This is a genomic window from Pseudomonas sp. GW460-12-10-14-TSB1, assembly GCF_017349775.1.
Lineage (GTDB): Bacteria > Pseudomonadota > Gammaproteobacteria > Pseudomonadales > Pseudomonadaceae > Aquipseudomonas > Aquipseudomonas piscium.
Map to the genome: position 1 here is coordinate 314 of NZ_JACNAC010000026.1, position 15,719 is coordinate 16,032.

1 protein-coding gene (cut by a window edge) is annotated in these 15,719 nt (G+C 65.5%); it reads right to left on the reverse strand.

What is annotated here, in order from left to right:
* A protein-coding gene (locus tag J4D52_RS16375) for a non-ribosomal peptide synthase/polyketide synthase (protein WP_408980327.1) crosses the window boundary here: on the reverse strand, positions 1 to 15,719 show its 3' portion. It continues 694 nt past the right edge of the window; only the last 15,719 of its 16,413 coding nucleotides appear in the window; the start codon falls outside the window, past its right edge; its stop codon occupies positions 1 to 3.

Below are 15,719 nucleotides of genomic sequence, written 5' to 3' on the forward strand. Positions count from 1 at the left end.
TTAACGCAGAGCCAGGAAGCGCTCCCTGAGGCTGTCGAGCAAGGTCGCCGAAACGATCATGTCCTCATGGCAAGACTCGACCCTGAACGAACTGCCTGGACGCTGGCCTCCCGCCAGGGCACTGATGGCCTCCTCCAGTCGCATGACCTGGGCCTCGCTGTAGTCCGCGGACCACCACAGATGCGGGCTGACCCGCAGCGGTCGGTAGCTATAGGCGGCAAACAGGCGACGCAGGTCGTTGAACACCTCGTTCACCAGCGCGCTGTCGAACTCGGCCTTGAACAGCGTCACCGCCCGGTCCAGTTCCGCCCGCGGCAGGTCGGTATGGGCGACCATCCAGGCAAAGATGCTGTCCCAGGACAGTTGCGCCTCGTCTCTCAAGCGACTGCCAATCAGCCCGGCCTGTGCCGGATAGAGCAGGCTCAGCTTGTCGATCACTGCCCGCCATTCGGACTCGGCGGCCAATTGCGCGGCGGGTACCTGCAACTCGACCTGCTGATGCGCGGCATCCTCAGGCGGGGTTGGGTCGAACAGTCCGAGGAAGCTGACCTCTTCGCCCATGGCCTCCAGTTCGCTGGCGGCGTCCATGGCGATGGAACCGCCCAGGGACCAACCCAGCAGACGATAAGGGCCGTGCGGCTGGGCCTTCCTGATATTGCCGACATAACGCTGCACCATGGCCTGCCATGAGGTTTCGCTCCAGTCCTCGTGCAGATAGGCCTCGTTCAGCACCCCGTAGACCGAATAACGGTCCTTGAGCCGCGCCGCCAGCGAGAGGTAGCAATAGACCGTCCCGCCCGCCGGGTGGAAACAGAAAACCGGCTGCCCGGTTCCGCCCAGCGCGACGATGTTGTCAGCCTTGGGCGCCTGGCGCGTGGTCGCGAACCGGGCCATTTGCTGCACATCGGGCGAGGTGAAGACGGTGTTGAGGGTCAACTCCAGCCCCAAGGCCTGCTTGATCTCACTGACCAGTCGCAATGCATCCAGCGAATGGCCGCCCAGTTCGAAGAAGTTGTCGGTCAGGCCGACCCGGTCCAGTTTCAGTACCTCGGCCCAGATCGTCGCGAGTTGTTGCTCCAGCTCGGTTTGCGGCGCGACATAGGCCTGTTGCATCTGGCTGGCATCGGCCTTCGGCAGCGCCTTGCGGTCCAGCTTGCCGTTCGGCGTCAGTGGCAAAGCCTCAAGGAACAACAGATAAGTCGGCACCATGTAGTCCGGCAGGTTGTCCTTGAGCCGCGCCTTGATGTCCTCACGCAGGTTGGCCTGACGCTCCGCATCGAGCGCTACTTCGGCATCGGCTGGCACGATGTAGGCCACCAGTTGCTGGCCAGCTTCGCCATCCTGGGCCAGGACAAAGGCTTCGCGTACCGCCTCCTGTTGCACCAGTCGCGCTTCGATCTCGCCCAGCTCGATGCGGAAGCCGCGCACCTTGACCTGATGGTCGATACGCCCGATGTACTCGATCACCCCGTCGTCGCGATAACGCGTCAGGTCGCCAGTGCGATACAGGCGACCGCCGTCCGTGGCGAACGGATTGGGCACGTACTTCTCGGCGGTCAGCGCCGGGCGGGCCAGGTAACCCCGGGTGACCCCGGCACCGGCCAGGTAGAGTTCTCCCGCACGACCAGCCGGCACCGCTTGCAGGTCCGCGCCGAGGATATAGCCCTGGGTGTTGCTGATGGCCCGGCCGATATTGGCCCGACCGCCTTTTTCCCGACGGGTATAGGTCGAGTAAGTGGTGTCTTCCGAAGGCCCATACAGGTCATAGACGTGCTGCAACCCCGGGTTCTCATACAGCTTGTCGACCAGGCTCTGCTTCAGCGGCTCACCGGCCAGGTTGATGATGCGAACGCCATCCGGAATCTGCCCGCCACGCTGCAGAGCGGCAATGGCCGACGGTACGGTATTGATCAGGCGCACCTGATCCCGCGCCGGCAGCTCAGGCAATTCCAGGGCATTGCGGGCCAGGACGATGTAGCCGCCCGCGGACAGGGTGACAAACAGCTCCCATACCGACAGATCGAAACAGATCGAAGTCGAAGCCAGGACGCCTTGCAGATCCGCCGGGCTGTAGACCTGCAGCGACCAGTCGATCAGGGCCAGCACGTTGCGGTGAGCGATGGCCACGCCCTTGGGCAGGCCGGTCGAACCCGAGGTGTAGATCACATACGCCAGGTTATCCGGGGTCGCCACCGCCTGTGGATTCTCCGAGGAGTACCCGTCGAGCCAGCCGGCGTCGGCATCCAGTTGCAGGGTTTGCACCGACTCAAGGGTCGGCAGGACCTCCAGCAATGCGCTCTCGGTCAGGAGAATCTGCGCCTGGCTGTCTTGCAGCATATGAGCCAGGCGATCCTGTGGATAATCCGGGTCCAACGGCACATAGGCACCGCCAGTCTTCAACACCGCAAGCAAGGCCACGACCATTTCCGTCGAGCGTTGCAAGGCCACGCCAACCCGCACTTCCGGGCCGACGCCGGACTCGATCAGCTTGTGGGCCAGACGATTGGCTCGGGCATTCAACTGCTCGTAGCTGAGGGTCTGTCCGCCAAAGAGCACGGCTCGGGCGTCCGGAGTTTTCAACGCCTGGGCCTGGATCAGCTCATGCACACAGCGCTCGCTCGGGAAATGGCTGGCCGGTGGATTCCATTCATGGAGGATCCGCGACTGCTCGGCGGCCCCCAGCAACGGCAACTCGCCCAGAGCCTGTTGCGCGTCGAGCATGATGCCCAGCAGCAGGTTTTCCAGGTACTCGCCCAACTGGGTCACGGCCGCCTCGGAGAACGACGCCAAGGCGTATTTGAACTCCAGGGACAGGCTTTCACCCACGCCCACCAGCAAGGTCAGCGGGTAGTTGGTCTGTTCGTGATTGCCCACGCTACCGAAACGCAATTGTCCGGGCGAGCCCTGCTCCAGGGCTTGCGAGACAGGGTAGTTCTCGAACACCAGGATATTGTCGAACAGGGCTTCTGCGCCCAACCCGGCCCAGCGCTGCACTTCATACAGCGGCGTATGTTCGTAGTCACGCAATATCAGGTTGTGGCTTTGCACCGCTTGCAGCCAGTCGCTCGCCGTCATCTCCGGACGTGGCGTGGCCACTACTGGCAAGGTGTTGATAAACAGACCGATCTGCTGCTCCACGCCTTTAAGTTCCGCGGGACGCCCGGAGACCGTGGCGCCAAACACCACCGTATCCTGCCCGGTGCAGCGTTGCAGCAACAGCAGCCAGGCGGCTTGCACCAGGGTGTTCACCGTGACCTTCTGCTGGCGGGCGAACTCGCCCAGGCGCCGGGTCTGCTGCACATCCAGGCTGTGCAGATGGGCCGCGTGGCCGCTGGCGCTCAACGCCTGCGGAGCCGCGACCATGGACTGGGCCAGGCGTGTCGGCTCATCCAGGGCCAGCAGTTGCTCTTTCCAGAAACGCTCGCCGGCCTGGGCATCCTGACGCTGCAACCAAGCGATGTAATCGCGGTAGCGACCGGGCACATGACTCGGCAACTGGCCGGCATAACGTTGCAACACCTCGCCGAGCAACTGCGAGTTGCTCCAGCCATCCATCAGGATGTGGTGGTTGGTGTAGATCAGGTGATGACGGTTTTCCTCGGTCCGCACCAGGGCCAGGCGCAGCAACGGCGCAGCGCTCAGCTCGAAACCGCGCTGACGCTCGGCATCGGCCAGAGTATCCAGAGCCTCTTGCTGTCGAGGCTGGCCACGCCAGTCATGCTCGACACAGTCCAGCACGACCTGCTTGTACACCACCTGGATCGGCGCCGGCAGTTCGCCCTGCCAGAGGAAACCGCTGCGCAGGATGTCATGGCGCTCGACAGTCGCCTGCCAGGCCTGGCGGAAGCGCTCGGGATCGAGCCCATCCACGTCCACCCGCAGCTGGTTGATGTAGTCGCCACCCTGCTGCTCGTACAGGGTATGGAACAGCATGCCCTGCTGCATCGGCGACAGCGGGTAGAGGTCCTCGATCTGCGCCAGCGGCACGGGCAAGCGATCCAGTTGCTGCTGGTTCAGGCGCGCCAGCGGGAAGTCCGACGGCGTCACGCCACGATGCTCCGGCTGGCTGCAATGCTCGATCAGCGCCTTGAGTTCCTCGGCGTACTCATCTGCCAGGCGCTGGATGGTCGCCGGCTCGAACATCGCCTGGCTGAAGCTCCAGCCCAGGCTCAGCTCGCCGCCGTAGACCTGGCCGTTGAGGGTCAGCCAGTTACCCAGGGGGGCCTGCGGGCTCTGGTCTTCGCCCTTGGCTTCACGGGCCGGGGTGAACAGCGCCTGCTCTTCATCGAAACTGGCATCGAACTGGCCCAGGTAGTTGAAGGTGATGCGCGGTACGGCCAGCGCCGCCAAGGTCTGCCGGGCAGCCTCGTCACCCAGGTAACGCAGGGCGCCAAAACCTATGCCCTTGTTCGGCACTGCGCGCAGTTGTTCCTTGATCTGCTTGATCGAATCGGCCAGGGCCGCCTGCGGCGTCAGCTTGACCGGGAATACGCTGGTGAACCAACCCACCGTGCGGCTCAAGTCGATGCTGTCGAACAACTCCTCACGGCCATGGCCTTCCAGTTGCACCAGGGCGCTGTCGCTACCGGTCCAGCGGGTGATGACCCGGGCCAGGGCGGTCAGCAGCAGATCGTTGATCTGCGTGCGGTAGGCCGCCGGGGCATCCTGCAGCAGGCGCTGGGTATCGCTCTTGCTCAGTCGGGTATCGACGCTGCACGCGTGCTGGTTCTGCAGCCCGTCGCTCGCGTGATCCCAGGGCAGGCTCGAGTCGACGCCTTGCAGCTGCGCCTGCCAGTAAGCCAGTTCCTGTTGCAGGGCTGTGCTGCGGGCATACGCCTGCAACTGCCCGGCCCAGGCCTGGGTCGAACTGGACTTGGCCGGCAGCGGCCGGTTGCCCAGCAACGCCTGCAGGTCTTCCAGGAGGATCCGCCAGGACACCCCGTCCACCACCAGGTGATGGAAGATCAGCAACAAACGCTGACTCTGGTCAGCCAGGGTAAAGAGCACGCCACGCAGCAGCGGACCGTCCTGCAAGTTCAGGCTGCGCTGGGCGCGTTCACTGAATTGCTGCAACTCCTGATCGTTGGCCACGCTGGCCTGCCACAGCAGTTGCGCCTGCTCGTCGAACTCGGAAAACGCTGCGCTCCAGCCCCCCTCGCCCTCGACAAAACGCAGGCGCAGGGCGTCATGCTGCACCCTCAGCGCCTGCAAGGCCGTTTCCAGGACATCCGCTTGCAGCGGCTGGGCCGGCTTGAGCAGCACCGACTGGTTCCAGTGATGGCGCTCCGGCACCGGGGTGTCGAAGAACCATTGCTGGATCGGCAACAGTTCCGTGGTCCCGCGCACCGGGCCCTGGTCGATCTGCAACCCGCCCTCGCCCTGCTCCGCCACCGTGGCCAGTCCTTGCACCGTCTGGTGCTGGAACAGGTCTTTCGGGGTAAAGCGGATACCGGCCTGACGCGCGCGGCTGACCACCTGGATCGAGATGATCGAGTCGCCGCCCAGCTCGAAGAAGTTATCGGTCACACCGACCTGCTCCAGCTTCAGCACATCGGCCCAGATTGTGGCGATCTGCTGTTCCAGTGGGTTCTGCGGCGCGACATAGGTCTGCTGCATCAACTGCGCATCGACCTTCGGCAACGACTTGCGGTCCAGCTTGCCGTTGGGTGTCAGCGGCAGCGCTTCGAGGAACAGCAGGTAGGTCGGCACCATGTAGTCCGGCAGGTTTTCCCGCAGGCGGGCCTTGATGCTTTCCCGCAGTTGCGCCTGATGTTCATTGCTCGAAGTAACCTGCGCGTCCACCGGCACGATGTAGCCCACCAGCTGCTGGCCGCTCGGGCCTGGCTGGGCAATCACCGCCACTTCCAGTACCGGCTCCTGCTCCAGCAACCGCGCCTCGATTTCACCCAGCTCGATACGGAAGCCGCGCACCTTGACTTGATGGTCGACGCGGCCGACGTACTCCACCAGCCCGTCGGTGCGGTAGCGGGTCAGGTCACCACTGCGGTACAAGCGCGCACCACTGGTGCTGTAAGGGTCGGGGATAAAACGTTCGGCCGTCAGCCCCGGCCGATCCAGGTAGCCCCGGGCCACGCCGAGGCCGCCCAGGTACAGCTCGCCCGCCACGCCTACCGGCAGCAGGTTGAGGTTGGCATCGGCGACGTAGGCGCTGCGATTACCGACGATATTGCCGATCGGCGCATAAGCCGCATCGCACGGATCGCCAGCCTTGGCCTTCCAGATCAGCGGGGTGACCACGGTTTCAGTCGGGCCGTAGCCGTTGAAAATGTACTTCGGACGCAGCACGCGCCAGGCCAAGTCATAACTGGCCTGCGGCACCGCGTCACCGCCGAAGCAATACACCCGCACCGCTGGTGGGTTGCCGTCGCGTTCGGCGTGCACCGCCAGTTGTTGCAGGTACACCGGTGGGAACACGCCCACGGTGACGCCGTAGCGGTGCATCTGCTCGTAGGTAAACTCCGGCGACCACAGGCTGTCATCGCGGATCAATACGCTGGCGCCATAGATCAGCGGGTGCATCCAGCCTTCGTGGGAGCCGTCGAAGGCGAAGGACATGAAGTGCAGTTCACAATCCGCCGGGCTCATTTCATAGCGCTCGCCGGTGGCCAGGCTGTGCATGGCCAGCGGGCCATGGGACACCGCCACGCCCTTGGGCAGGCCGGTGGAGCCGGAGGTGTAGATCACGTAGGCGAGGTTTTCCTCGGCCAGGGTCACCTCCGGGCTGGTCATCGGGTAAGCCGCAAAGTCGGCCGCGCCTTCGACGCTGAGGGTCGGCAAACCGTCCGGAATAGGCAGGCGATCCAGCAGGTGGCTCTGGGTCAGCAGCAGCCAGGCACCACTGTCCTGCATCATGTAGCGCAGGCGGTCCTGGGGATATTCGATATCCAGCGGTACATAGACCCCGCCCGCCTTGAGCACAGCGAGGAAGGCCACCATGATTTCCGCGCAACGCGGCATGGCGATGGCCACCCGGACTTCCGGGCCCACTCCCAGCTCGATCAGCTTGTGCGCCAGCTGGTTGGCCTGGATGTCCAGCTCGCGATAGCTCAGGCGCTGTTCGGCGAAGAACACCGCCGGTGCCTCCGGCGCCTTGGCCGCCTGGTCGGCGAATAGTTGGTGGACAAAGCGGTGGGTCGGATAGACCACCTGGGTGTGATCCCAGTCCTGGCGAATCCGCCCCTGCTCTTCCAGGGTCAACAACGGCAGTTCGCCCAGGCCCGTCTGCGGATGCGCCATCAGGCTCAGCAACAGGCTCTGCAAGTGCCCGCCCAACTGCAGCATCGAAGCCTCGGAGAACGACTCGCGGGCGTAGATGAATTCGAACGACAGGCTCTGGCCCAGATTGACCGCGACCGTCAGCGGGTAGTTGGTCTGCTCGTGGTTGCCCACCGCGCCGAACTGCAGCTGTGCCGGCGCGCCTTTTTCCAGGGCCTCGGACACCGGATAGTTCTCGAACACCAGGATGTTGTCGAACAGCGCATCGCCACCCAGCCCGGCCCAACGCTGCACTTCGTACAGCGGCGTGTATTCATAGTCGCGCAGCGCCAGGTTGCGGCTCTGCACCGCCTGCAGCCATTGGCTCACCGTCATGTCCGGACGTGGCGTGGCCACCACCGGCAAGGTGTTGATGAACAGGCCCACTTGCTGCTCGATGCCCTTGAGCTCCGCCGGACGCCCCGCCACCGTGGCGCCGAACACCACGCTTTCCTGGCCGGTGCAGCGCTGTAGCAACAGCAGCCAGGCCGCTTGCACCAGGGTATTGACCGTGACTTTCTGCTGGCGGGCGAACTCGCCCAGACGCGCGGTCTGCGCCAGGTCCAGCTCACGCTGATGCTTGCCATGGCCGGCGCCGGCTGGAATCTCCGCGACCCGGGACAGGGCCTGGGTCAGGCGGGTCGGTTCGTCCAGCGCCTGCAATTGTTCTTTCCAGAAGTTCTCGCAGGCCTGGGCATCCTGGCGTTGCAGCCAACCGATGTAATCCCGGTAGCGGCCGGGGGCATGGTTCGGCAACTGGCCGGCATAACGCTGCAGCACTTCGCCGAGCAACTGCGAGTTGCTCCAGCCGTCCATCAGGATGTGATGGTTGGTGTAGATCAGGTGATGCCGCTGGTCGTCGATACGCACCAGGGTCAGGCGCAACAACGGCACCGCATCCAGCTCGAAGCCACGCTGGCGCTCGGCGGCGGCCAGGCTGTCCAGGGCTTCCTGCTGCTGCGGCTGGCCACGCCAGTCATGCTCGCTGCAATCCAGGGCGATGTGCTTGTGCACCACCTGCAGCGGGGTCGACACCTCGCCCTGCCAGATAAAACCGGTGCGCAGGATATCGTGCCGATCGATGGCCGCCTGCCAGGCCTGCTGGAAACGCAGCGGATCGAGCCCGTCCACGTCCACTCGCAGCTGGTTGATGTAGTCGCCCGCGGCCTGTTCATACAGGGTGTGGAACAGCATGCCCTGCTGCATCGGCGACAGTGGGTAGAGGTCTTCGACCTCGGCCAGCGCCACCGGCAGGCGGTCCAGCTGCTGCTGGTCCAGGCCGGCCAGCGGGAAATCCGAAGGCGTCGCGCCGCCCTGGCCCGGCTCGCAGCAATGCGCCACCAGGGCCTTGAGTTCCGCGGCATAGTCATCCGCCAGGCGCTGGATGGTCGCGGCGTCGAACATCTGTGTGCTGAAGGTCCAGCTCAGGCTCAGCTCGCCGCCATAGACCTGGCCATCCAGGCTCAGCCAGTTGCTCAGCGGGGCCAGCGGGCTCTGGTCGTCGCCCTTGGCTTCACCGGTCGGCTTGAACAGGGAATCCTGCTCGTCGAAGCTGCCGTCGAACTGGCCCAGGTAGTTGAAGGTGATGCGCGGTACCGCCAGCGCTGCAAGGGTTTGCTGTGCCTGGGCATCCCCCAGGTAACGCAGGGCGCCAAAGCCGATGCCCTTGTTCGGCACCGCGCGCAGCTGTTCCTTGATCTGCTTGATGGAGTCGGCCAGGGCCGCCCGGGGCGTCAGCTTCACCGGGAACATGCTGGTGAACCAACCCATTGTGCGGGTCAGGTCGAGGTTATCGAACAGGTCTTCGCGACCATGGCCTTCCAGTTGTACCAGGGCACTGGCCTCGCCGGTCCAGCGGGTGATGACCCGGGCCAGGGCGGTGAGCAGCAGGTCGTTGATCTGGGTCCGGTAGGCCGCCGGAGCGTCCTGCAACAAGCGCTGGGTATGGGCCTTGTCCAGGCGCGAACTCAGGCTGCTGGCGTGCTGGTTCTGCAACGGCGTCACCGGGTGATCCACCGGCAGGCTCGATTCGACGCCTTGCAACTGGGCCTGCCAGTAGCCCAGCTCCTGTTGCAGCGCCGCGCCTTGGGCATAGGCCTGCATGTGCTCGGCCCAGGCCTGGGTCGAACTGGTCTTGGCCGGCAATGCCAGGGGCTGGCCGGCGCTCAGTTGCGCGTGGGCCAGTTGCAGGTCCTCCAGCAGGATCCGCCAGGACACGCCATCCACCACCAGGTGGTGGATCACCAGCAACAGGCGCTGGCTGCCGTCCGCCAGGCTGAACAGCACGGCCCGCAACAGCGGCCCTTGCTCCAGGTTCAAGCTGCGCTGGGCCTCGATCGCCCGTTGCTCCATGGCGTGCGCGCTGTCCACCCTGACCTGCCAGAGCAGGCTTGGCCGCTGGCCGGTATCGGTGAACCGCGCCGACCAGCCATCGGCCTGCTGGCTGAATTGCAAGCGCAGGGCATCATGCTGCACCCACAGCGCCTGCAAAGCGTTCTCCACCACCTCGGCGCGCAACGCCTGGGCCGGCTTGAGCAGTACCGACTGGTTCCAATGATGGCGCTCGCTCATGGGCGAGTCGAAGAACCACTGCTGCACCGGCAACAGCGCGGTCGCGCCACGCACCGGGCCCTGGTCGATCTGCAACCCGCCCTCGCCCTGCTCGGCCACCGCCGCCAGACCTTGCACCGTCTGGTACTGGAACAGGTCCCTGGGGGTAAAGCGGATGCCGGCCTGGCGAGCGCGGCTGACCACCTGGATCGAGATGATCGAGTCGCCGCCCAGTTCGAAGAAGTTGTCGGTCATGCCGACCTGCTCCAGCTTCAGCACATCGGCCCAGATCGCCGCGATTTGTTGCTCCAGCTCACTTTGCGGCGCCACATAGACCTGCTGCATCTGCTGCGCGTCGACCTTGGGCAGGGCCTTGCGGTCGAGCTTGCCGTTCGGCGTCAGCGGCAGCGCCTCGAGGAACAGCAGGTACGCCGGCACCATATAGTCCGGCAGATGTTCTTTCAGGGCCGTCTTGATGCTTTCGCGCAAGGCCACTTGCGCGTCACCGGCAACGGCCGCCTCGGCATCGCTCGGCACGATATAGGCCACCAGTTGCTGGCCGTTGTCGCCATCCTGGGCCAGGACAAAGGCCTCGCGCACCGCGGCCTGCTGCACCAGCCGCGCTTCGATTTCACCCAGCTCGATACGGAAGCCGCGGACCTTCACCTGATGGTCGATGCGGCCGATGTACTCGATCACCCCGTCGGCGCGGTAGCGGGTCAAGTCACCAGTGCGATACACCCGGCCACCGTCGCTGGAGAACGGATTGGGCACGAACTTCTCGGCGGTCAGCCCCGGACGCGCCAGGTAACCGCGGGTCACCCCGGCACCGGCCAGGTACAACTCGCCGGCGCTGCCCACCGGCACCGGCTGCAGATCCGGGCTCAAGATATAGCTCTGGGTATTGCTGATCGCCCGGCCGATATTGGCCTGGCCACCCGCTTCACGGCGGGTGTAGGTGGAATAGGTGGTGTCTTCCGACGGGCCATACAGGTCGTAGACATGCACCAGTCCCGGCTGCTGGTACAGGGTATCCACCAGCGCCTGTTTCAGCGGCTCGCCCGCCAGGTTGATGATCCGCACGCCGGGCGGAATCTGCCCGCTGCGTTGCAAGGCGGCAATCGCCGACGGCACGGTGTTGATCAGCCGCACCCGATCACGATCCGCCAGCTCCGGCAGTTCCAGGGCGTTGCGCGCCAGGACGATAGAACCGCCGCAGGACAGGGTGACGAACAGCTCCCACACCGACAGGTCGAAGCAGATCGAGGTCGAGGCCAGCACCCCTTGCAGGTCATCGGCCGAATACACCCGGCTCGACCAGTCGATCAGCGCTAGCACGTTGCGATGGGCAATCGCCACGCCCTTGGGCAGGCCCGTGGAGCCCGAGGTGTAGATCACATAGGCCAGGTTGTCCGCGGTCGCTCGCGGCACCGGGTTGTCCGGCGAATAGCCGTCCAGCCAGCCCGGCTGGGCATCCAGTTGCAGGGTTTTCAGGGACTCAACAGCCGGCAGCAGCGACAGCAATGCGCGCTCGGTCAGGAGGATCTGTGCCTGGCTGTCGCGCAGCATATGGGCCAGGCGATCCTGTGGATAATCCGGGTCCAGCGGCACATAGGCGCCACCGGCCTTGAGCACCGCCAGCAGGGCCACGACCATTTCCGGAGTGCGCTGCAAGGCCACGCCAACGCGAACCTCAGGCCCTACCCCAAGTTCGATCAGCTTGTGCGCCAGGCGGTTGGCCCGGGCATTGAGTGTCTGGTAGTCCAGGCGTTGTCCGGCAAACAACAGGGCTTCGGCTTCAGGGGTTTTCCGCGCCTGGGCCTCGACCAATTGATGCACACAGTGCTCGCTCGGGAGCTCGACCGACGCCGGGGCCCACTCGTGCAGCAGCTTGTTCTGCTCGGAGGCCGCCAACAGTGGCAAGTCCCCCAGGCGCTGCTGGGGTTGCTGGACAATGCCCTGGAGCAACTGCACCCAGGAATGGGCCAGGCGTTCGATGGTCGAGGGTTCGAACAGGTCGGTGGCGTAGGTCATGGACGCCCAGAGGCCATCCTCGGACTCGAAGGTGTCCAGGCTCAGGTCGAACTGGGTACTGCTCTCCTCGCCGCTGAGCATCTCCACCTGCAAGCCGGGAACCTCCAGGCCCCGGGCGCCCTGACGGGCGGCGGCCTGATGGTTGAACAGCACCTGGAACAGCGGGCTGTAGCTCAGGCTGCGCTCCGGGTTCAGGGCCTCCACCAACTGTTCGAAAGGCAGGTCCTGATGCTCCTGGGCTTCCAGGGCACGGCCTTTGACCTGGGCGAGGAAGTCGCTGAAGCTCGATTGCCCGTCGACCTCGGCCTTGAGCACCTGGGTGTTGACGAAGAAGCCGATCAGGCGCTCGGTCTCGACCCGGTTGCGGTTGGCGGTGGGCACGCCAACGCGGATATCGGCCTGGCCGCTGTAGCGGTGCAGCAGCACCTGGAACGAGGCCAGCAACAGCATGAACAGGGTCACCCCTTCGCGCTGCGCCAGTTGTTTCAAGGCGCCCGGCAGCGCTCCGTCCAGGCTGATGCCCAGGCGCGCGCCACGGTGGCTTTGCTGCAACGGACGCGGATGGTCCAGTGGCAAGTCCAGCACCTGGGTGCCGCCTTCCAGTTGCTGCAGCCAGTAGCCCAATTGACGTTCACGCTCGCCGGCGTCCATCCATTGCCGCTGCCAGGCCGCGTAGTCCGCGTACTGCACCGCCAGCGCCGGCAACTCGGCCGGCTGCCCCTGGGCATGGGCGCCATACAGCTGGATCAGTTCCTCCACCATCAGTTGCATCGACCAGCCATCGGAGACGATATGGTGCTGCACCAGCACCAGCACATGCTCGTCCGCCGCCAGGCGCACCAGGGTGGCCCGCAGCAAAGGCCCCTGGCGCAGGTCGAAGGCCTGGCGCACCTGGGTCTCGAGCACCTGCTTGAGCAATGGCTCGGCGTTGCCGGCTTGCACCAGCAGGGACAGGTCCTGTCGCTCGATCCGCAAGCGGGCCTGGGCCTCGATCACCTGGGTCAGGCCCTGGGGCCCCTCGACAAAGCGCGTGCGCAGGGTTTCATGGCGAGCGATCAGGGCATCGAAGCTGCTCTGCAGCGCCACGTCATCCAGGGCGCCGCGCAGGCGCAAGGCCATGGGGATGTGGTAGGCGCTGCTGTCGGCGTCCAGCTGCCAGAGGAACCACTGGCGCTCCTGGGCATAGGAGACCGCCAGGGGCTGCTGGCGATCCACCGGGGGAATGGCCTCAAGCGCTGCCGAGGTTTCAGGTCCCAGCAGACGCACGAAGTCTTCCAGCGACTCGCCCTCGAAGAGCCGCTTGAGCGGCGCCTCGATGCCCAGGTCCTGGCGCAGCCGCGACATCACCTGGGTGGCGAGCAGCGAGTGGCCGCCCAGTTCGAAGAAGTTGTCGCTCAGGCCGACCTGCTCCAGCTTCAGCACCTGGGCCCAGATCCCGGCCACCTGCGCCTCAAGCTCAGTGCGCGGGGCCACATGGGCGCGCTGCAGCAAGCCGCTGTCGACGGCGGGCAAGGCGCTGCGATTGAGCTTGCCGTTGGCCGTCAGGGGCAAGGCCGGCAGGAACAGCACGTGGGCCGGCACCATGTACGCCGGCAGGTGCTCGCGCAACCCGGTCTTGAGGTGTTCGCGCAGGGTCAGTTGCGCGTCGGCCAGGGCCGGGTCGTTCCAGTCCAGGCCGGCCGGCACCACATAGGCCACCAGCTGCGGACCGTCCGGCCCTTCCTGGGCCAGGACCACCGCCTCGCGCACCGCCGGCAGTTCCAGCAGGCGTGCCTCGATCTCGCCCAGCTCGATGCGGAAACCGCGGATCTTCACCTGATGGTCGATGCGGCCGATGTAGCCGATCGAACCATCGGCCTGGTAACGCGCCAGGTCGCCGGTACGGTACAGGCGTGCGCCCGCCTCACCGAAGGGGTCCGGGACGAACCGCGCGGCGCTCAGGTCGCCGCGGTTCAGGTAGCCCCAGGCCAGCCCGGCGCGCCCGACATACAGCTCACCGATGCAGCCCTTGGGCACCGGTTGCAGGTTGCCGTCCAGCAGGTACCAGGACATGTCGGGGATCAGCTCGCCGATCGGGCTGGCCCCCGCCAGCGTCAAGTCCGCCTGGGACAGCGGGCGGTAGGTGACGTGCACCGTGGTCTCGGTGATGCCGTACATGTTCACCAACTGCGGCTGGCGGTCGCCGAAACGCTGGAACCAGGGTTGCAGGGTATTGACCTCCAGGGCCTCGCCGCCGAACACGATGTAGCGCAGTGCATGCCCCTGCTCGGCGGCGCAGGCCACATGCATCAGCTGGCGGAAGGCCGACGGCGTCTGGTTGAGCACCGTGACCCCTTCGGCGCAGAGCAGCGGGTAGAAGTCCTGGGCCGAGCGCGCCACCTCCTGGGGCACGATCAACAGGCGCCCGCCATGCATCAGGGCGCCAAAGATCTCCCACACGGAGAAGTCGAAGGCATAGGAATGGAACAGGCTCCAGACATCCTCTGGGCCGAAGCGGAACCAGTCCGCGGTCGCCGCGAACAGCCGCAACACATTGTGATGGGGCTGCAAGGTGCCCTTGGGCTTGCCGGTGGAACCCGAGGTGTAGATCACATAGGCCAGGTCCTGCGGGGTCACCCCGACCTCGGGGTTGTGTACTCCGTAGGTGTCCAGCGGCTGCTCGAGCAACAGGGTGGTGCCGGCGAATTCCGGCAGCCCCTGGCGCAGATGTTCCTGGGTCAGCAACAGCCTGATGCCGCTGTCCTGCATCATGTGTTGCAGGCGGTCCTGGGGATAGGCCGGGTCCAGCGGCACATAGGCACCGCCGGCCTTGAGGATCGCCAGCAGGCCGATCAGCATCTCCAGGCCACGCTCCGCCGCCAGGCCCACCAGCACATTGGGCCCCACGCCCTGTTCGATGAGTTTGTGCGCCAGGCGGTTGGCCCGTTCATTGAGCTGCCGGTAGTCCAGGTGCTGCCCCTGGAACGTCAGGGCGATGGCCTCGGGCGCCTTCGCCGCCTGCGCCTCGATCAACTGGTGCACGCAAGCCGTCGAGGGGAATGCCTGCGACTGCGGATTCCACTGGGCCATGATCTGCGCCTGTTCCGCGGCGTCGAGCATGGGCAGCTGGCCAATGCGCTGCTCGGGCTGGCGGACCATGCCCTGCAGCAACTGGCGCCAGTGGCCGGCCATCTGCTCGATGGTCGCGGCATCGAATACATCGGTCGCATAGATCAGCGAGGCGGCGATCCGGCCATGGGTCTCGACGGTGTCCAGGGTCAGGTCGAACTGCGCCGACTGCCCTGCCGAGTCCAGGGCTTCGATGCTCAGGCCCGGCAGGCTGAAGGCACCCGCTGGAGCCGAGGCCTCGACCTGATGGTTGAACATCACCTGGAACAGCGGGTTGTGGCTCAGGCTGCGCTCCGGTTGCAGCGCCTCCACCAGTTGCTCGAAAGGCAGGTCCTGATGGGCCTGGGCCGCCAGGGCGGTCTGCCGCACCTGCTGCAACAGCTGGCTTACGGACATCTGCCCGTCGATCTCGGCCTTGAGCACCTGGGTGTTGACGAAGAAGCCGATCAGCCGTTCGGTCTCGACCCGGTTGCGGTTGGCGATGGGCACGCCGACGCGGATATCGGCCTGGCCGCTGTAGCGGTGCAGCAAGGTCTGGAACGAGGCCAGCAACAGCATGAACAGGGTCACCCCTTCGCGCTGCGCCAGGCTGGCCAGGGCTTCACTCAAGGGCTGCTCCAGGGTCAGCTCCAGGCGCGCGCCGCGATGACTCTGGACGGCCGGACGCGGACGGTCCAGCGGCAGTTCCAGCAGGGGCTGCTCACCCCCCAACTGCGCAGTCCAGTAGGCCAGTTGCCGCTCCTTCTCACCGG